At 63.8% G+C, this 18,962-nt stretch carries 17 protein-coding genes; 5 read left to right on the top strand and 12 right to left on the bottom strand.

The genetic code is table 11. The features are described from left to right. Positions 1 to 391: 391 nt before the first annotated feature. Positions 392 to 1,705, top strand: a complete 1,314-nt coding sequence (gene egtB, locus IE053_RS14220) for an ergothioneine biosynthesis protein EgtB (protein WP_189577276.1) — start codon at positions 392 to 394, stop codon at positions 1,703 to 1,705. On the opposite strand, the gene IE053_RS14215 is transcribed toward egtB, so the two are convergent. From IE053_RS14215 to glpD, 4 genes are all read right to left on the bottom strand, one after another. Further along, entirely contained in the window at positions 1,702 to 1,875 is a 174-nt protein-coding gene (locus IE053_RS14215) for a hypothetical protein (RefSeq protein WP_189577274.1), read from the bottom strand. The two genes, egtB and IE053_RS14215, sit on opposite strands and share 4 nt — an antisense overlap. Before the next feature lie 25 nt (positions 1,876 to 1,900). Further along, positions 1,901 to 2,797 (bottom strand): 3-hydroxyisobutyrate dehydrogenase, encoded by an 897-nt coding sequence (mmsB, locus tag IE053_RS14210; RefSeq protein ID WP_189577272.1) that lies wholly within the window; start codon positions 2,795 to 2,797, stop codon positions 1,901 to 1,903. A 5-nt stretch (positions 2,798 to 2,802) separates the two neighbouring features. Beyond that, positions 2,803 to 3,954 (bottom strand): acyl-CoA dehydrogenase family protein, encoded by a 1,152-nt coding sequence (locus IE053_RS14205; RefSeq protein ID WP_189577270.1) that lies wholly within the window; start codon positions 3,952 to 3,954, stop codon positions 2,803 to 2,805. An 88-nt stretch (positions 3,955 to 4,042) separates the two neighbouring features. Further along, positions 4,043 to 5,515 carry a glycerol-3-phosphate dehydrogenase gene (glpD, locus tag IE053_RS14200; protein ID WP_189577268.1) on the bottom strand — a complete coding sequence of 491 codons (1,473 nt, stop codon included), beginning with the start codon at positions 5,513 to 5,515 and terminating at the stop codon, positions 4,043 to 4,045. 75 nt (positions 5,516 to 5,590) lie between these two features. Here glpD and IE053_RS14195 point away from each other — a divergent pair, with 75 nt between their 5' ends. Both IE053_RS14195 and glpK read left to right on the top strand, forming a co-directional pair. Beyond that, positions 5,591 to 5,953, top strand: coding sequence for a thiol-disulfide oxidoreductase DCC family protein (locus tag IE053_RS14195; RefSeq protein ID WP_189577266.1), 363 nt, complete (start codon positions 5,591 to 5,593; stop codon positions 5,951 to 5,953). Between the two features lie 57 nt (positions 5,954 to 6,010). After that, on the top strand, positions 6,011 to 7,504 hold the full coding sequence (glpK, locus tag IE053_RS14190) for a glycerol kinase GlpK (RefSeq protein ID WP_189577264.1): 1,494 nt from the start codon (positions 6,011 to 6,013) through the stop codon (positions 7,502 to 7,504). Here the strand turns inward: glpK and IE053_RS14185 are convergent. Genes IE053_RS14185 through IE053_RS14165 form a run of 5 tightly spaced genes read right to left on the bottom strand, consistent with a single transcriptional unit; the run spans position 7,501 to position 12,491 of the window. Beyond that, positions 7,501 to 9,090 (bottom strand): alpha-glucosidase, encoded by a 1,590-nt coding sequence (locus IE053_RS14185; RefSeq protein WP_189577262.1) that lies wholly within the window; start codon positions 9,088 to 9,090, stop codon positions 7,501 to 7,503. The two genes, glpK and IE053_RS14185, sit on opposite strands and share 4 nt — an antisense overlap. Before the next feature lie 10 nt (positions 9,091 to 9,100). After that, on the bottom strand, positions 9,101 to 9,829 hold the full coding sequence (locus IE053_RS14180) for a glycosyltransferase (RefSeq protein ID WP_189577260.1): 729 nt from the start codon (positions 9,827 to 9,829) through the stop codon (positions 9,101 to 9,103). Next, positions 9,826 to 10,404, bottom strand: a complete 579-nt coding sequence (locus IE053_RS14175; RefSeq protein WP_189577258.1) for a TIGR04282 family arsenosugar biosynthesis glycosyltransferase — start codon at positions 10,402 to 10,404, stop codon at positions 9,826 to 9,828. Before IE053_RS14175 ends, IE053_RS14180 begins: the two co-directional genes overlap by 4 nt. Then, entirely contained in the window at positions 10,401 to 11,438 is a 1,038-nt protein-coding gene (locus IE053_RS14170) for an SDR family oxidoreductase (protein WP_189577256.1), read from the bottom strand. Before IE053_RS14170 ends, IE053_RS14175 begins: the two co-directional genes overlap by 4 nt. 3 nt (positions 11,439 to 11,441) lie before the next feature. Then, positions 11,442 to 12,491 (bottom strand): methyltransferase domain-containing protein, encoded by a 1,050-nt coding sequence (locus IE053_RS14165; RefSeq protein WP_189577254.1) that lies wholly within the window; start codon positions 12,489 to 12,491, stop codon positions 11,442 to 11,444. A gap of 115 nt (positions 12,492 to 12,606) precedes the next feature. Here IE053_RS14165 and IE053_RS14160 point away from each other — a divergent pair, with 115 nt between their 5' ends. Continuing rightward, positions 12,607 to 13,584, top strand: coding sequence for a radical SAM protein (locus tag IE053_RS14160; RefSeq protein WP_189577252.1), 978 nt, complete (start codon positions 12,607 to 12,609; stop codon positions 13,582 to 13,584). A 3-nt stretch (positions 13,585 to 13,587) separates the two neighbouring features. Here IE053_RS14160 and IE053_RS14155 read toward each other — a convergent pair whose 3' ends face one another. The 3 genes from IE053_RS14155 to IE053_RS14145 all read right to left on the bottom strand — a co-directional run bounded on the left by IE053_RS14155 (position 13,588) and on the right by IE053_RS14145 (position 16,934). Then, on the bottom strand, positions 13,588 to 14,448 hold the full coding sequence (locus IE053_RS14155; protein ID WP_189577250.1) for a formate/nitrite transporter family protein: 861 nt from the start codon (positions 14,446 to 14,448) through the stop codon (positions 13,588 to 13,590). Positions 14,449 to 14,525: 77 nt separating this feature from the next. Continuing rightward, positions 14,526 to 16,337: an Lnb N-terminal periplasmic domain-containing protein gene (locus IE053_RS14150; RefSeq protein ID WP_189577248.1), complete on the bottom strand. Its 1,812-nt coding sequence runs from the start codon at positions 16,335 to 16,337 to the stop codon at positions 14,526 to 14,528. A 138-nt stretch (positions 16,338 to 16,475) separates the two neighbouring features. Beyond that, a complete protein-coding gene (locus IE053_RS14145) occupies positions 16,476 to 16,934 on the bottom strand; it encodes a DUF3015 family protein (RefSeq protein WP_229786263.1) in 459 nt (152 codons plus the stop codon). A 285-nt stretch (positions 16,935 to 17,219) separates the two neighbouring features. On the opposite strand from IE053_RS14145, the gene IE053_RS14140 reads away from it, so the two are divergent. Beyond that, positions 17,220 to 18,962 (top strand): ABC transporter transmembrane domain-containing protein, encoded by a 1,743-nt coding sequence (locus IE053_RS14140; protein WP_189577246.1) that lies wholly within the window; start codon positions 17,220 to 17,222, stop codon positions 18,960 to 18,962.

Here is an 18,962-nt window from a genome sequence, read left to right as displayed (position 1 = left end):
ACCTCGCCGACACTGACCCCTTCAGCCAGCAGGACTTCAGCCTCACGCAGCTTCGAGATGATTTCCTCGGGTTTGTAGCGCTTCGCGCCCATCGCTCTTCTCCTTCAGACAAGCCATTCTTTCACTCAGACTGGCTGCGTTCAAAGGGGACGGGTCACCGGAAAAGTCTTCAGATTGTTCGCGCGGAAACCGACCCGCTGGTTTTTGGTGGCACGACAGCAGTCCCAGCCTGCTTTCCCCTGCCGGTATGGCCGTCTTGGCCGATGAGGTCCCAGCCTAGCGGGTGTTCACGGGCCTGACGAACAGCTTGCGCCCTGCCTGCGCAGCGTGTCAGACTCCGTCCTTGTGAGGAGAGAGGCGCCCGGTTCTGGCCGTGGCGAGAAGGCTCGATATGGCGAAGGGCCAGGTGGCTGCAAGGGCGGCGCGCCCTGCCGAGACCGACCGTGATGCCCTGCTGGCTCGCTTCCGTGCTGTCCGTGACGAGACGATGGCTCTCGCTGCGCACCTTCATCCTGAAGACATGCTCCTTCAGGCGATGGAGGACGCGAGCCCGACGCGCTGGCACCTCGCGCACACGAGCTGGTTCTTCGAAGAATTCCTCCTGCAGCGCTTCGAGGACCACTTCACACCCTTTGACGATCAGTACCGGTATCTTTTCAACAGCTATTACGAGGCTGTTGGCGCGCGCTGGCCGCGCATGAACCGGGGGCTCCTCTCCCGACCGCGGGTGAGCGAGATCGTCCGTTACCGCGAAGCGGTGGACCAGCGAATGGACGCCCTCATCAGCACGCTGGACGCGGCAAGGTTCGCTGAGGCTGCACCCCTGATCGAGCTGGGCCTGCACCACGAACAGCAGCACCAGGAGTTGATCTGTACCGATATCAAGGCGGCGTTCGGACTCAACCCCGTCTTCCCGGTCGCCTTTCCCCTGCCCGGAAATCACCCCGAAGAACCAGAGGCGACCACGGCTGCGAATGAGCGCTGGGTTTCCTTCGAAGGGGGGCTGCACGAGGTCGGGTTCGAGGGCGCGGGGTTCCATTTCGACAATGAGGGCCCGCGGCATCGTCAGTACCTGGAAGACTTTGCGCTGCACGGAACGCCCGTTACGAACGGACAGTTCCTCGACTTCATCGAGGACGGCGGATACCAGACGGCCTCCCACTGGCTTTCCGACGGGTGGTCCTGGGTGCAGGCAGGGAACATCGCTCATCCGCTCTACTGGCACGAAATCGACGGCGCCTGGTTCGAGTTCTCACTACACGGATTGATCCCGCTGCGGCGTGACCGGATTCTCAGCCACGTCAACGCCTATGAAGCCATGGCCTTCGCGAGCTGGGCCAAGGCCCGGCTACCGCGGGAGGCGGAGCTTGAGATCGCGCTTCGCGAGAGCGATCCTGGCGAAGGGCAGTTCCTTGATCCCGGCGGTTTCGTCCATCCCCATCTCGCCGGAAGGGACAAGGGCCTTGGCTCTGCTTTCGGGACGGTGTGGGACTGGACTCAAAGTCCCTACACCCCCTATCCGGGCTACCAGCCCGCCGAGGGGGCGATCGGCGAATACAATGGCAAGTTCATGTCGTCGCAGCTCGTCCTCAAGGGCGGGAGCTGCGCAACGCCGAGGGGCCATGTTCGCGCAAGCTACAGGAATTTCTTCCCGCCGGACGCGCGGTGGCAGTTCACTGGTATCAGGCTGGCGCGGGACCTCTAGGAGACAATCCCGACGGCCAGCTCGATCCAGACCAGAACGGCGGCGAGCAGGATCACGATGCCGCTGACCTTCCTGATGGCACCGCCGCTGCGAAAGATCAGCGACGCTCCCAACAGGCCGACGGCGACAAGGACAACCGCCGCTGCGAAGTCATAAGCGTCCCAGTTCATGGTGCACCTTCCTTACGGGCGCTCTTCAGTCCTTCAGCTCGCCCTTCTTCAGCATGGGGAGGATGACGGAGAAATCCATATCGGGATGCATCTCCGCCGCTCTCTCATAGATCCGCCTCGCATGTTCCCCGAGCGGGATGGCCGAGCCGGAACTCTCCGCCGCGTCATGGGCGAGGCCAAGGTCCTTGAGCATCATCGGCACGGCGAAGCCCGGCTTGTAGCCCCGGTTCGACGGCGCGGACTCGACCGGTCCCGGCGCCGGGCAGTAGCTCGTCATCGACCAGCACTGGCCGGACGCCCGGGACGAGATATCGAAGAAGGTCTGCGCGTCAAGGCCCAAGCGCTCGGCGAGGTTGAAGGCTTCGCAGGTGCCGATCATCGAGATGGCGAGAAGCATGTTGTTGGCAATCTTCGCCGCCTGTCCGTTGCCATTGCCGCCCGCATGGAAGATGTTCTTGCCCATGGCTTCGAGAATGGGCTTGGCCATCTCGAAGTGCTGCTTCTCGCCGCCGACCATGAAGGTCAGCGTGCCCGCCTGCGCCGCTGCAACACCGCCGGATACGGGTGCGTCGACGGCCGCATGACCGCGTTCGCGGGCAATCCTGGCAAGATCGCGCGCAGTTTCGACATCGATGGTCGAGCAGTCGATCATCAGTGTTCCTCGCGGCAGGGTTTCAGGTAGCCCTTCCGTATACACCTGTTTCACATGCTTGCCGGCGGGAAGCATGGTGACGATGGCTTCGACTTTTGAAGCGTCCATGTCGGTGAGGGAGCTGACAGGGTGTGCGCCCGCCTCTTCCGCTGCCTTCATCGCGGCGTCGGAAAGGTCGAAGGCGTGGACCTTGTGACCGGCCTTGACGAGGTTCGCGCACATGCCCGAACCCATATTGCCGAGGCCTATGAAGAGAATGGTCTTGGTCATGATGGTTACCGCCTGTTGTCGCTCATCAGCTTGCGGGAGATGATGACCCGCATGATCTCGTTGGTGCCTTCGAGGATCTGGTGAACCCGCAGGTCACGGACGATCCGTTCCACTTCGTATTCGGAAAGATAGCCGTAGCCACCATGGATCTGGAGGGCGTCGTTCGCGACTTTCGAGCCCATATCGGTGACGAAGCGCTTGGCCATCGCGCAGGCCGATGTCGCGCCGGGATCCCCTGCATCGAGCTTGCGGGCGGCAGCGTAGAGCAGCTCTCGCGCAGCCTCGATCTCCGTGGCCATGTCGGCGAGCTTGAACTGGGTCGCCTGGAAGTCGGCAATGGCCGTGCCGAACTGGGTGCGGTCCTGGGCATAGGCGATGGCGCGGCTCATCGCCTCCTCGGCCCCGCCGAGCGAGGCCGCCGCGATGTTGAGGCGCCCGCCGTCGAGGCCCTTCATGGCGAAGGTGAAACCCTCGCCCTCTTCGCCGAGGCGGTTCTTCACGGGGATGCGGCAGTCGTCGAACATCACCATCCGGGTCGGCTGGGCATTCCACCCCATCTTGCGCTCGTTCTTGCCAAACTCGAGGCCGGGGGTTCCCTTCTCTACGAGGAAACAGCTGATGCCTTTCGGGCCTGCGTCCCCCGTCCGTGCCATGACGATGTAGACGTCCGAGAACCCGGCGCCGGAGATGAAGACTTTCGAGCCATTGAGGACATATTCGTCGCCGTCGCGCTTCGCGGTCGTCTTCAGGCTCGCCGCGTCAGAACCCGACCCCGGCTCGGTCAGACAGTAGCTGCCTATCAGGTCGCAGGACGTCATGCGTGTACCATATTCCTGACGCAGATAATCCGAACCAAAACTGTCCACCATCCAAGTGCACATGTTGTGGATCGACAGGAAGGTGGCGTGACTAATATCGCCCTTGGAAAGCTCCTCGAAGATCAGGACGGCATCGAGGCGGGAGAGGCCCGAGCCGCCGATGTCCTCGCGGGCGTAAATCCCGCCGAATCCAAGCTCGCCCAGCTCCTTCAGGACCTCGCGCGACATCTCTTTCGCTTGTTCCCATTGGGCCGCATTCGGACGAAGGCGGTCGCTCGCATATTGCGCCGCCGTTTCGACAATCATCTGCTGTTCTTCGGTCAGGGTAGCCATTCTCATCCCATTATTATTGCGCCGCAAAATAACCGCGCTGCCCGTCAGGGACTGATAGGCTAAACACACCGAAAGGGCAAAGACCCTGCGGGCTTCAGGCGTTGAGATAAGCCGCGAGACGCTCGCGCTCCGGCTCGGTGAAGACGAGGCCCAGCTTGGTCCGCCGGGTGAGGATGTCGTTCACGGTGCGCGCCCATTCATGCTCGCGCAGCCACGCCACTTCCCGCTCCGTCAGGCCATGGCCGAAGTCCTCGCCCAGGTCGGCCATGCTCTCCGCATCGCCCAGCAGATCGGGCAGGCGCGTGCCGTAAGCCATCAGCATACGCTTCATCACGGCATCCGGCAGGAAGCCGAAGCGTTGCCGCATCTCTTCTTCGAAGCGTGGCCAGTCCTCCAGCGCGACATCCCCGCCGGGCAGGCGCGCCTCCTCGGTCCAGGCTTCGCCCATCTCGATCCTGTCCGAAAGCTTCTCCAGCGCATGCTCGGCCAGTTTGCGATAGGTCGTGAGCTTGCCTCCGTAAACGGAAAGAAGTGGCGCCTCGCCTTCTTCCCCGTCAATGTCGAACGCATAATCCCGTGTCACCGCCGAAGCACTCTTCGCTGAAAGATCATCATAGAGCGGACGAACGCCCGAGAAAGTGCTGGTGATGTCGCTCCTGGTCACCGGACGCCGGAGATAGGCATTGACGCTGTCGAGAAGGTAGTCGGTTTCCTCCTCGCTGATCGCCGCCTTGGCCGGCGGCCCCTCATAGGGCTCGTCGGTGGTCCCGATCAGTGTGCTGTCATTGACCCAGGGGATGGTGAAGACGATCCGCTTGTCCGGGTTCTGGAAGATATAGGCGTGATCCCCGTCATAGACCCGGCGGGTGACGAGATGGCTGCCCTTGACGAGGCGCAGGCGTTTCTTCGGCTCGGCGCCCTTGATGCCGGCAAACAGGTCAGTGACCCACGGTCCGGCCGCATTGACCAAGGCCCTGGCCCGGACAGGCTTGACCTCGCCTTCGATCATCGCCTCCCAGCAGTCGCCTTTACGCTCGGCCGAAATGAACCGGGTCCGGACACGGATGTCCGCGCCGTGCTCTCTTGCGTCGATGGCATTGATGACGACGAGCCGGCTGTCATCGACCTGGGCATCGGAATAGGCGAAACCGCGGGTGAACTGTTCTTTGAGCGCCCTTCCCTCCTTCGCCTTGGTCAGGTCGAGCGCGCGGGAGCGCTCCATCGTGCCCCGCCCGCCGATGTGGTCATAGAGGAAAAGGCCCGTACGGATCAGCCAGACCGGCCTCTGGTTCCGGTCATGGGGCAGCACGAAGCGCAGCGGGCGGACCATGTGCGGCGCCGCGCGCAGCAGGACCTCGCGCTCCCGGAGACTCTCGGAGACGAGCCGGAACTCGTAATGCTCGAGATAGCGGAGCCCGCCATGGATGAGCTTGGTCGACCAGCTCGAGGTGTGGCTGGCGAGGTCGTCTTTCTCCACCAGGAGAACACGCAGGCCCCGGCCCGCCGCGTCGCGCGCGATGCCGACGCCATTGATGCCGCCGCCGATGACAAGAAGGTCGTAAGTCATGCTTTCACCCTAGCGGCAAACCGCTGCGCAGGGATGCCGCATTCTCACCCGGCCGCAAACGCCTAGTTACAGCATATGTCCGAACTGACGGTTTACTATGACGGCGCCTGCCCCCTCTGCGTGAGGGAAATCGCGCTCCTCCGCCGCCTCGACCGGCGGAACCGGATAGCTTTCGAGAATGTCGCGGAGCCTGATGCGCCCGTGTCCTGCCCGGTCGACCGGGAGAAGCTCCTGGCGCGTTTCCATGTGAAGCTGCCCCAGGGCGAGATCGTGGACGGGGCCCGTGCGTTTACCGAGGCCTATGCCCGTGTTCCGGGGCTCGCCTGGGTGCGTCACTTCGGCCGCTGGGGTCCGAGCCGCGTGGCGCTCGATGCCCTCTACGCCCTCTTCCTGAAGCTGCGTCCCGCCCTCCAGCGGATCGCGGGCAAGGGCGCCTAGACGGCATTCCCTGCTGACGAGGGTTTCAGCGCGGCGCGAGATGCCTATTGTCAGGCCATGACCGACGCCATCCTCGCCATCGACCAGGGCACCACCTCGTCCCGCGCCATCATCTTCTCTCCGAAGGGGGACATCCTCGCCACCGCGCAGGAGGAGTTCGAACAGCTCTATCCCGGTGAAGGCATGGTCGAGCACGATCCCGAGGCTATCTGGAGCAGTGTGCTGAGGACTGCGCAGGCCGCCTTCAAGGAGGCACACGCGGCAGGGCACACGGTGCTCGGCATAGGCATCACCAACCAGCGCGAGACGATCATTGTCTGGGACCGGAAGACCGGTGAGCCGATCCACAACGCCATCGTCTGGCAGGACCGCAGGACGAGCGCCTTTTGCCGGAAGCTCGTCGAGGCCGGCCATGAACCGATGGTGCAGCAACGGGCGGGCCTCCTGCTGGACCCATACTTTTCCGCGTCCAAACTGGCCTGGCTTCTCGACAATGTCGAAGGGGCGCGGCAACGGGCCGAGGCCGGCGAGCTGGCGGCGGGCACGGTGGACACATGGCTGCTCTGGAAGCTGACGGGAGGCCGGCACCACAAGACCGATGCGACCAATGCCTGCCGGACCTGCCTCTTCAACCTGGCCGCGCAGGACTGGGACGACGAGCTTCTCAAGCTGTTCGGCGTGCCGAAGGCACTTCTGCCGCAGGTCGAGGACTCCGCAGCCGATTTCGGCTTTGCATCGCCGGAGCTTTTCGGCACTCCCCTGCCGATCCTGTCCATGGTGGGCGACCAGCAGGGGGCGACCGTCGGCCAGGCCTGCTTCCGGCCCGGCGACATCAAATCGACCTATGGCACGGGCTGCTTCGTCCTCGTGAACACGGGCGAGGAGATCAAGCAATCCAAGAACCGGCTGCTCTCGACCGTGGCCTATCGCATTGGTGGCAAGCCGACCTACGCGGTGGAGGGGTCGATCTTCATCGCAGGCGCGGCGGTGCAGTGGCTGCGTGACGAACTCCGCCTACTGAAGAATGCTGCCGAGACGGCCGAACGGGCCGAGCGCGCGCAGGCTGACGCCGAGGTCGTGATGGTCCCCGCCTTCACGGGCATGGGCGCGCCCTACTGGTCGCCTGATGCCAGAGCGGCCGTCTTCGGCATGACCCGTTCGACCGGGCCAGACGAGCTGGCGCGCGCGGCCCTCGAAGGCGTGATCTACCAGACCCGCGATCTCGTCGATGCCATGGCTGCTGACGGCCTGCCGGTGGCGGCGCTCAGCGTCGATGGAGGCATGGCGGCCAATGACTGGTTCGTGCAAAGACTGTCTGACATTCTCGACCTGCCGGTGGATCGCCCGAAAGTGCTGGAGACGACAGCGCTCGGCGCCGCCTATCTCGCCTTCCTGCAGGCGGGCACGTTCGGCTCGCTGGACGAGGTGGCGCAGAACGCCGTTCGGGACCGCAGTTTCGCGCCGAAGATGGAGGCGGAGGATCGTGAGCGCCGGCTCCGCCGCTGGCGCGCCTGCGTGGAAGCCGTGCTGATGGTTGCGAAGGCCGGTTAGAGCCTGTAGCTCAGAAGCCCGCCATAGGGCGGAAGGATGATGCCCCCGTCCTCGCGATAGGCCAGAAGCCCGGTTTCGAGCGGCTTGCCGGCTCGCACAGCGATGCCATCGGGCAGGGCCGCCTCTACCGACGACAGGTTGAAAACGCACAGGATCGCGTCCTCACCGGATTTACGGGTGAAGGCCAGCACGGGCTCCGGGGCATCGTGGAAAGTGATGCTCCCCGACTGCAAGGCCGGTTGGCCCTTCCGCAGCTCCAGGAAATTGCGCGTGAAATGGAGGACGGAGTCCGGGTCCGCCTCCTGGAGGTCCACGGCAAGGAGCTTGTGCCGGGGGTCGATCGGCAACCAGGGCACGCCTAGCCCGAAGCCGACATTCTCCGCCTCCGAAACCCAGGGCATGGGAGTGCGGCAGCCGTCGCGGCCTAGATTATCCGGCCAGAAACGAATGGCCTCGGGATCCTTCAGCATTTCATAGGGAACGTCCGCCTGCGGAAGGCCAAGCTCCTCGCCTTGGTAGATGAACGCCGTTCCCCGGAGGCAGGTCAGGAGCGCGATCAGCATCCTCGCGCATTCAGGCGGCGCGTCCTCTCCGCCCCACCGGGTCAGGACCCGAGCGACATCATGGTTGGAAAACGACCAGCTCGGCCACGCCTCGGGGCTCGTCCATGCTTCGAGGGCAGAGCGGATGAGCCCGGCCGACATCTCTTCGGCATGGAGGAAACTGAAGCTATAGGCCGTATGCAGGCGCTTCGGCCCTTCCGTATACTCCGTGCTCCGCTCGATCGGTTTGTCGCTGAAGACTTCAGCGACAGCCATCTTCGCGTCATGGCTATCGAGAAGCGTCCGGAACCGCTCGATGAACTCGAGGTTCTCCGGGCGCGAGCGGTTATAGACATGCCTCTGGAAGTCGTAAGGCCGCTTGGGCGCTTCTGCCTTCGACGGGGGGTTGTCCCTGAGCTGGTCGTCGTGGAGATAGTAGTTCGCGACATCGAGGCGAAAGCCATCGACGCCCCTCTCCAGCCAGAATTTCGCTGTCTCGAGGATCTCTTCCTGCACCTCCTCGTTATGGAAATTGAGGTCCGGCTGCTCGCGCAGGAAATTATGGAGGTAATATTGCCGACGCCCGGTATCCCATGACCAGGCCGGTCCTCCGAAAACGGACAACCAGTTGTTCGGAGGCGTGCCGTCCTCTTTCGCATCCGCCCAGACATACCAGTCGTCCCGGCCATTCCGGCGCTGGCGGCTGTCCCTGAACCACGGATGCCGGTCCGAGGTATGCGAATAGACCTGGTCGATAATGAGCTTCAGGCCGCGGTCATGCGCCTCTGAGAGCAGCGTATCAAAATCCTGCAGGGTGCCGAAGACGGGATCGACATCGCAATAATCGGCGACGTCATAGCCGAAATCATGCATGGGCGAGGTAAAGAAAGGCGAGAGCCAGATCCCGTCGACCCCCAGGTCGGCCACGTAAGGCAGCTTCTCGATGACACCCTTGAGATCGCCCACCCCGTCACCATTGGTGTCACGATAGCTGCGCGGATAGATCTGGTAGATCACGGCGCCTTTCCACCACAGGTCAGCCATGCTCGCTCCTTCAGCGCACGTCCGGGTAACGGTCCCCCAGCCGCTTGCGCGCGCCGAGGCCCCATCGGATCCCGACATTGAGATACACCCAATTCGCTTTCAGACCACCCCAGGCCGCCACGCGCCGGTCATCGGTCCGCACGATGCGGTCGATCAGCCGGACACGGCCGCGGGAGGTCATCTTCACGCACAGATCGGCCTCCTCCATCACCATCATCTCCGGGTCGCAGCCGCCGACGGCGAGAAAGTCCTCCCTGCGGAAGAACATGGCATGGTCCCCGAAAAGGAGCCTGCAACCTTTCAGGAAAAGATGGGGCCGGAAGATCGCGGGCGCGTACCAGGTCTTCGCCCAGTTGTGCAGCGACGTGAGCCAACGCGTCTGCTGCTCGCCTTCGAGGATCGCCGTGAAGCCGGCAAGCACGGTTTTCTCGTCGGCCATCACCTGGCTGATGATGCTGACCGCATCGTCGGGCAGGATCGTATCGGCGTGAAGGATGCAGACGAGAGGGTGCGCCGCCTCCTCAACCCCCCGGTTGATCTGCCGTGCACGACCTTTCGGGTCTTGGTGGATGACACGGAAGCCTGCTTCTTCCGCGAGAGCGACAGTGCCGTCCTTGCTGCCGCCGTCGACGAGGATGACTTCATCGGCTTGCGGATCAAGCGCATCGAGCGACCGGATGAGCCGGGGGAGCGCACGCTCTTCGTCCAGCGCGGGGATGACGATGGAAAGACCGGTCACGACAGAAGCTCGGGCCACCGTTCGAGGTCTTCAGGGCGATCAAGGTCGTGGAGGGTTTTCAGGACCTTCGGCTTGATGTCCTTGCCGGCCATCCGGGCGAGCGTCGTGTTGTAGACCTTCTCCGTCCCCCAGGGCATGTCCCGGAACAGCGCCTTGCAGGCATGGGGCAGGCCGATGGTCCAGTAGCCGCCGTCATGGGCCGGGCCGATCACGAACCGGTCCTCTTCGAGATGCGCCGCGGCCATGCGCAGATGCTTCGGCTTGAAGTCGGGACAGTCCGTACCGAGAAAGATCACGGGATAGGGATCCGCCGCGGCGAGAAGGCGCTCGCCGAGATCGCCCTCGGGTTGCTCGCGGAACCTGACCGGCCCGAGCCATTTCTTGAACTGCTTTTTCGTGCCGCCCGTGCCCCAGAGCTCGACCATCAGGCCCGAAGCCCTCGCCTTGTCGAGCGTTCTTTCCGTCAGCTTGCGGTGCAACTCCGCCGCGCCTTCTTCACCGAGGGCCGGGATCAGGCGCGTCTTGCATTTACCCGGTTCGGGGTACCGCGCGAGGATAGCGACCCGGACCGTCATGCCGCGCCTTTCTTCTTTCGTGCGCGGATGAAGCCGGCCGCAATGGCATAGGAAACGATCCTTTCCCACCACTCTTCATTGGTGGGCGGACAGCCTTCCCCTGCAAAGGCGCGATAGGCCCTGTCGTCAAATTGCGGGTTGCGCGTAAAATAGCGGGCATAGACCTCGGCGCCGCGCTGGAAGAAACGCCGTTCGGAGGGCGGCAGGCTCCCGATATCGAAGCTTTCGGGGTCCACCCACGCAGGCGACGAGAGGCCGTCGAACTTGAGCAGCGTCTCGGGGAAAGCACGCAGCGGCGTCGGTCGCCCCGAGACCAGGTGGAAGACCTTTCCCTCTGCCTCGTCGAAGCGCCCCGCCATCTGGACGATACCTTCGCAGACATAGTCGATGGGCACGAGGTCGAGGGTCGCATGCGCCGCCGCGGGCATCGTCTTGACCCAGCCCTCGGCAAAGACCTTGAGGATCGGATAGATCGTGTCGAAGCTCCGGGTGCGTCCGTTCGGATGGTCGCCGAGCACGATACCGGGCCGCGCGATGGCCCAACGAACATCGCTTTCGCGGACCAGCTTCTCAGCCCGGAACTTCGTCGCCTCATAGCCATTGGTGAAGCCCTGGCCCTCGTCGAATTCGGTTTCGAGGATCTCCCCTTCCCGGTCGCCAGCGACATAGGCGGTCGAGATGTGAAGGAGTTTCGCGCCAGCTTTCTTGGTCAGCTCAAGGACGTTTTTTGTGCCCTCGACGTTCACGGCACGGTGGAGGTCCGTTTCCTCGGTGAAGTCCGTGACGGCGGCGGAATGGACGATGAAGTCGATATGCGAGGAGAGACCGTCCCATTCCTCCTGGGACAGACCGAACCTTTCTTGCGTGATATTGCCCCTCACCGTCGCGATACCCTCGACAGGTGCATTGTCATTGCGCCGGATGTCGGGGTTGCGGTTGACGAGGCCAATCACCTCCCACCCCGCATCCTTCATGCGGCCGGTGACCTCGCCACCGAGAAGGCCCGCAGAGCCTGTGATCAGGACACGTCCCATGGGTCAGCAGCAGGCGCCGCTCGTCGCCGCGGGATCGGCTTCGGGGCCCTGGAAGGGGATCGACGTCCCGCAGCCGGGGAAGATGCCGTAATGGCGCGAGAAGTCGCCGATGAACTCGAAATGCTCCGCAAACCGCGTGTCGTGCAGCATCAGCCAGGTATTGCCGCAGACCGGAAAGACGCGGCCGGTTTCGATGAAGTGATGGTTGTCGAGAGCGAAGGCATCCTCGAAGCCGGGGATCGTGCCCTTGTAGCGCACGGCCTGTCCATAATCCTCGCATTGGGGCTCGAGGCCCTCGAGCTTGAACAGGCGGTAGGTGGCCGAATAGAAACGGAAGCCCTGCACCTTGGCGAGCTGCACCGGGTCGCCGATGTTCAGTGGGCGGTCCTTCACGAGCCGAGGGTCCGGGAAACCGCATTCCTTGGCAATCCGGTCGAAGTCGCCCCAGTAAAGAGCGCCCGAGATGCACTCGCCATGAAGGACCGGGTCCTCCTGCAGCGCCTTGGGGATCCGGCGGTCGGCATAGACGTCGGAGAAATAGATCTCGCCGCCGTTCTTCAGCAGGCGGTGCGCCTGGCGGAAGACCGCAGCCTTGTCCTGGACAAGATTGATGACGCAGTTCGATACGATGATGTCGAAGCTGCCGGGCTCGAGATCGAGTTCGTCGAGCCTTTCGATATCGCCTTTCAGGAATTCGACATTGGCGAAGCCGAAGCGCTCCGCATGCCAATCCTTGTGCCGGTTGGCGACCTCGAGCTGCTCGGGCGTGGCGTCGACACCGACGATCCGGCCCTGCGGCCCGACGAGCTGCGCGAGCACATAGGCGTCCTGCCCCGAGCCCGAGCCGAGATCGAGGATCGAGGCACCCGCGAGGCATTCAGGCGCGACGAGGCCGCAGCCATAGTAGCGGCTCGTGACCTCCTCATGGACATTCGCCAGCGCCTTCCGGATCGCCGGCGGCGGCGCCTCCGCGGTGCAGCAGGCGTCCGTCAGCAAGTCCTGCGACCCCTGCAGGACCTTTCCGTAATAGTTCTGCGAGTTCTCGATATTCATGTCAGCCCCGGCAGCGACCTTGCTGCGAAAAGATGTTCTTTGACAGCTTCGCGAGGTGGGCTTCAAGGTTACACCGCAAAGTAACTCCGCGGGCAGGCGCGGCGAAGAGTTCTCCATGGTGCAGTTCCCCGATCCCGCTCAGTCCCCCTTCCGCCGTGGTGGCCAGTCCCTCGAACGGGGCAAGTTCGACAACCCCCTCCTGACCAAGGATGGCAAGGAGCGCGCGGTGGTGCCCCTGGCCGGGCTCGATACGCTCTGGTTCAACACCGGCACGCTCTGCAATCTCGCCTGCGCGACCTGCTACATCGAAAGCTCGCCGACCAATGACGCGCTGGTCTACCTCACCGCGCAGGAGGTCGACCGCTATCTCGACGAGATCGAGACGGAGCGGCTCGGCACCCGCCAGATCGGCTTCACCGGCGGCGAGCCCTTCATGAACCGCGACATGATCCCGATGATGAAGAGCTGCCTCGCGCGGGGGTTCGAGGTCCTTGTACTGACCAACGCCATGCGCCCGATGCGCCGGTTCGAAGCGCAGCTGCAAGAGATCGCGGCGCAGCATTCCGATCGTCTCCTGATGCGGGTGAGCCTCGATCACCATACCAAGGACGCCCATGAGGCCGAGCGCGGCGCGGACACCTGGGACAAGACTATTGACGGCCTGCTCTGGCTGCACCGCAACGGCTTCCGCCTTGCCGTTGCCGGGCGCCAGCTCGCCACCGAGACGATGGAGGAGGCGCGGGATGGCTATGACCGGCTCCTCAAGGCAATCGGCATCGAGCTTGACCTTTCCGATCCTGAGCGTCTGGTCGTCTTCCCTGAAATGGATGCGACGCTGGACACGCCGGAAGTGTCCGAAGCCTGCTGGGGCATCCTCGACCTGCCGAAGACGGCCGTGATGTGCTCGTCCTCGCGCATGGTGGTGAAGCGCAAGGGCGAAGCGACGCCGCGCGTCGCCGCCTGCACGCTCCTTCCGTATGACGAGGAATTCGACCTTGGCGAGACCCTGGCAGAAGCCTCCGGGCCCGTCAGGCTCAATCACCCGCACTGCTCGCGTTTCTGCGTGCTCGGCGGGGCGAGCTGCAGCGCCTGACGTTCACGCTTCTTTGCTTTTCTCGTCGTCTCTCAGCTCGTTGGGGCCGCGCTCGCCGGCTTCTTCTTCCTCCAGCTCCTGCTGCACCTGCCCATAGGCCAGGAGCGCGAACAGGAACGTGCCGCCGATAATGTTGCCAAGGAGGGTTGGCAGCCAGCGGAAGACCGCCATCTGCAAAGCGTCATGCTCCCCGGCGAAGACGACAAGGAACAGCTCCACCGTGCCGACAATGACATGCGTGAAGTCTCCAAGAGCGATCATGTAGATCATGATGGTGATGACAGCGACCTCGGAACCCTCCGAGGACGGAAGCATCCAGACCAGCGCCGCGATGAGGAATCCCGCGGGGATCGCCCGGGCAAAGCTCTCCTGGGCGGAAAGCTCGGCCACATGCGCCCCGATCGACAGCGCCGCTTCGAGGATCTCCGGCGGAACCACCCTGCCATGGAGGATCACGAGCGCCGCGATCCCTGCGCCGACCACGTTGAAGAGAAGGCTGAGCCCCCAGAGCTTCGTTGTGCCGAGGATGGTCCTGCGGCAGGGGTCCTTCAGCATCGGCAGCACCGCGGTGATCGTGTTCTCGGTGAAGAGCTGCAGGCGGCTCTGGATGACGATCAGGAAGCCGACCACATAGCCGAAATTCTCGACGGTCGGGCGCCAGGGCGCATCGGGAAGGTAGGCGCGCAGGGCCGCCTCGGCGATCATGGAGAACGAAATCGCGAGCCCCGCCGCCAGCGCCGACCAGACAATGGAGACAGTGGGCCGGAGAAGCTCCGTCCTACCCTCCTCGGCGATGATGGCGTAGACCCTGCTCGGCTCCGAGCGCGGCGGGGACCAGCGGTGCCTCTCTTCGAAATCTGCCACGCGAAGCCTTTCGTTGCGCGAATGACGACAACAGCGCGGGGGGGCCAAGGTTCGCGAGGCGCGGCGTCGTGGACCGCCTACCAGTAGAAACCGAGCGAGAACGCGGTTTCCAGCGCCTCGTCGTAGGCGGTCGAGACCCGCACGTCCCATCGCTGCCCTGCTCCAAGGCGGAGTTCCGCCTTGCCGAACAGGCGGCTTTCGTCATCTTCGTCGAGCCCCTGCAGGATGCCGCCTTCGATCTGGAACGCTGCCGCGCGGCGGTTGATCACGAACCCTGCGGCGGGGCGGATATGGGCGAGGCTCTCGGAGTGACGCCCCGCCTCGATGCGCCCCGAGACGAGACCATAGAGGGCCACGCCCTCGGCAAGCTCATAAGCCTTGCCCACACCGAACTCGCCATAGCCCAAAAGGCACTGGTCACAGGCAAGGTCCCGGTCCTCGGCACCGAAGCGGACCCGCCAGGCAAGGCCGCCCGCATCTGGGGCATCGGCAGTCCGTGGGCTGAGATTCGTCACCCGAACAGCCTCGAGGCTCCTGAGATCCACCTTGCCGTCACGGATCACCAGCCGCGTGTCCGCCATCGCCAGCTCGCTATAGGGAACCGTGCCGACCGTGGCAGAGAGAAAGTCGAAATAGGCCGGCCTGATCCGCAGCTCCGTCCCCTCCCCCAGCGTGTCATTGGCAAGCGCGGATACCTGCACCAAGGATGGCCGCTGCCCCGTATGCGGAGGGACCTGGCGCTCCGGCACAGGAGCAGTGGACGGCGGAAGCTTGAAACGCTCGATCGTCACCTCTTCTAGACGCGCATCTTCTTCCGGCGTATCGGCAGCATAGGCGTAGTGGTCGAGAAGGACGTTGTAGGCCGCAGACGGATCATCGAGCGGCGCCTGAGCCAGTGTCGCTCTCACCGAGACATCGGGTGCAGCGATGACACGATCGACAAAGGCCCGCCCGTCGGCCTCCAGCGCGCGGTAGCCTTCGAGGAACAGCGTCTCGCGCGAGGCGAGGCGCTTGAAGTCCGCGATCTCGTCTCCGCCATCCGCCTCATCGCCGGTCAGCTGGTGGAACACGTCGATCGGCGTCACCCAGAGCTTCGTATTCGGAACGAGATCGCGATCGACCACAAGCTCCAGCGTCTCCGCGATGCGGTAGGCGCAGTTCTGGCGCATGAAGTAATAGCGGTTCTCGCTCTTCAGGAGCTCGTAGACATGGGCCGTGACCAGCCGCGTTTCCTCCGGCGTCAGATCGAGGCGGTATTGCCATATGGTCCGGAGCTCGATCTCGCGGTAGCGCTGCGCCTGGTGGTAGAACTGGATCGTCGAATAGGTCGACTGGTAACCGCCGAACAGGCCCTTCACGAGATAGGGCAGCAAAGCATCGTCCTCGGACGATGCGGCGCCATAGTTGATGGCGCGGTCGAGGACATTCTCCACGGGCTCGTCATCCCCTGCGCTATGGAAGCGCATGAGAAGGTGCCCGAACGCAGACCCTGGGTTCGACAGGTAGCCTGAAATGAACAGCACCGAGACGCTGTCCGTCGCACCGCCGTCTAGAAACTCCGAGAACGCCGGACACTGATCGAGAGGATCGGCAACGGCCAGCCCCTGTTGCCGCAGGAACGTCGCCCGGCCGGGGTAGCGGCAGAGGACGTGTGCCTCCGGCTGCTCGGTCATCGGCGCCGCAAGCCCGGCGAGCGTGGCCCGCAGCTCGGCTTCGGGGTTCTTCCGTCCGTCCTCGGCAAGGAAGAAGCCATCAGAGATGATATCGCTCTTCACGCCGCCAAAGGCGCCGCGCTTCCAGCGGCCCAGGATCCGCCACTCTTCGGACTCCGAAATCCGCGTGATGTCCGCCGCGCTGGCGGCGAGTTCCGCACGCGCGGCACCGGACATGGCCAGAGCCAGCAAGAGAATCAGAACGAAGCGCCCACCCATTCGCCGACCTTGCCCTGCGTTGTGCTTGAAGAGGAGTCGAAAAAGGGCGCGGCCGACGCCGCGCCCCGCATCCTTACACGGATAGTTTCTCGAGGCTTACGACTTCGCAGCTTCGAGGGCCGCGAAGTAGAGCGCCTGGGATTTCTCTTCCGAAGCGAGGACAGCGCCCATCTCGGCACGCAGGGCCGCGGTGAAGGCCGCTTCGTCTTCGGCACCGACCATCGTGGCAAGCGCTGCAATGTTGTCGCCATACCCCTTGGCCAGCTCGGCTTCGAGGGTCGGGTAGGTCCGCTCGATGAACACCGCCATGGCGACGTTCGACGTGCCTGCACAGGTATCCGGCGACGAGGCGGCCGAGATCACGGCGGTGGTGCCCAGATCCCAGATGATGTTCGAGATGCCGGCGCCAACCTCGAGATTGTCATCCGGGAAGATCATCGCGCCGATGCCGCAGTCGAGCCACGGATTTGGAGCGTCGCGCATTTCCTGCGCTTGGGCTGCATTGAACGTCAGGGCAACGGCAGCGGCCGAAGCGATAGTCAGAAGGCTTTTCATCAGTGTTTCCTCTGTTCCTGCCAATGACACGCACAGGACATCAGAACCGGGAACCGGCCTCCCCCCGCACGCGCATCTGGCGTAACATGAGCCGGATATTCCGCCATGGGTTTTCTGTATTTCGATGTGCAGAATGTCGGAACCGCCATTCCGATAGGAAACGCCTATCGCGACCATGGGAACCGTTAGGGGCTATTGTATGGAAACACCTTTGGGCTACTTCTCTGGGCGATAGGTTTGACCGCGGTGGGCGGCCGGGCCTTTTTTTGCTGAGGAGCATCCCGCTTGGCTATCGAGCATAGTTCACCGCCGTCCGCCCGGCACATCATTTCCCTTGTTGTCGAGATCCTGAAGGGAGAGCGCAGTTTCCTCGCCCTTGCCGTGATCTACGGGATCGGCATCTCGCTGCTGTCTCTGGCGACGCCGATCGCGGTGCAGGTGCTCATCAACTCCGTCGGTTACACCGGCCTGACGATCCCGCTGATCGTCCTCTCAGGCACGCTCTTCGGCCTCCTTCTCGCTTCAGGCCTCCTCAATGCGCTGCGCGTCCACCTGATGGAAATCTTCGCCCGTCGGTTCTACGCGCGGATGACCTCGGAGATCGCCCTGCGCGCGCTCTATGCCCAGAACCCCTTCTTCCAGGACGAGGGCCGCGGCGCCCTCTTCAACCGCTATTTCGACATCATGCTGGTGCAGAAAGCGGTGCCGGTGCTCATGATCGGCGGCTTCACCGTCATCCTGCAGGCCGGCGTCGGCTTCGTTCTGACGAGCTTCTACCATCCGCTCTTCCTCGCCTTCAACGTGGTGGTGATCGCGCTCATCTGGCTGATCTGGCTCGTCTGGGGGGCGTCTGCCGTGCGAAGCGCGGTGCAGCTCTCCCATTCCAAGCACCAAGCGGCATCTTGGCTACAGGGGCTTGCGAGCTCGAATGGCTATTTCAAGTCCGACCAGCACGTTGCCTATGCCCTTCAGCGTACGGACAGCATGACCGGGGACTATGTCGAGAAGCATTGCCGGCATTTCCGTCGGCACTTTGCCCAGACGGTCAGCTTTCTCGTTCTCTACGCCCTCGCCAGCGCGGCGCTTCTCGGCCTCGGCGGCTGGCTCGTGATCCAGGGCCAGCTCACCCTCGGCCAGCTCGTCGCGGCGGAGCTTGTCCTGTCGGTGGCCTTCTTCGGCGTCAGCCAGCTTGGCAGCTACCTCACCTATTTCTACGACCTCTGCGCCGCCTGCGAGGAGCTGTCCCTGTTCTGGACCATCGACCAGGAGGAGCCCGCGGGCGTCGAGCAGCCGAGCCACTCCGATGCGTCCCTTGTCTTCGATGGCGTGCGCGGTGAAGCGCGAGGCCGGGAAGCCTGCTTCAATCTCGAGATCGCCTCGGGCACCAAGCTGCAGGCGGCCGCATCGACCCACGGGACCCAGCGCCTCTTCACCAACCTCCTCAAGCGCTTTGTCGAACCGAAGGGGGGCGTCCTCACCCTTGGTGGCGACGACATACGCGCCATGGAAGTCCATGCCCTGCGGCGCGAAGTGGTGGTCCTTGACCGCCCGAACCTCGTGGAGATGCCGATGCGTGAGTACCTGCGTCTTGCGAACCCCGATGCCTCCTCGGCGGAGATGCTGCAGGTCCTGCGCGACGTGGGCCTTCTCGATTCGATCGAGGATCTGGACAACGGTCTCGATACGGAGCTCTCGGCTACCGGATGGCCGCTTTCGACGGCAGAGGCGATGCGCCTGAAGCTTGCTGCGGCGATTCTCTCCCGGCCTTCCGTTCTTGTCCTCAACCAGCTCTTTGACACGATGCCGAAGGATGTCCTTTGCCGCGCGCTCGCCAATGTCAGGACCGATGGCGGCACCCCTTCCACCGTGATCGTCTTCACCTCCCGTGGCGAGGACCTCGGCATTGGCAGCTATCTCTATCTCGAGCCGGAACGCCAGAGGGTCTTCGAGGATCACCGGAGCTTCTACGATGCCATCTCCAGCAGGCCCCGGCCGGTTCCGCTCGAGCCTGTCAGCAGGGAGGTCTGA

Origin of the sequence: Parvularcula lutaonensis (genome assembly GCF_014651915.1) — a bacterium.
Classification (GTDB): Bacteria; Pseudomonadota; Alphaproteobacteria; order Caulobacterales; family Parvularculaceae; genus Parvularcula; species Parvularcula lutaonensis.
The sequence above is the reverse complement of the archived record's forward strand: the minus strand, read 5'-3'. Positions and strand labels throughout refer to the sequence as shown.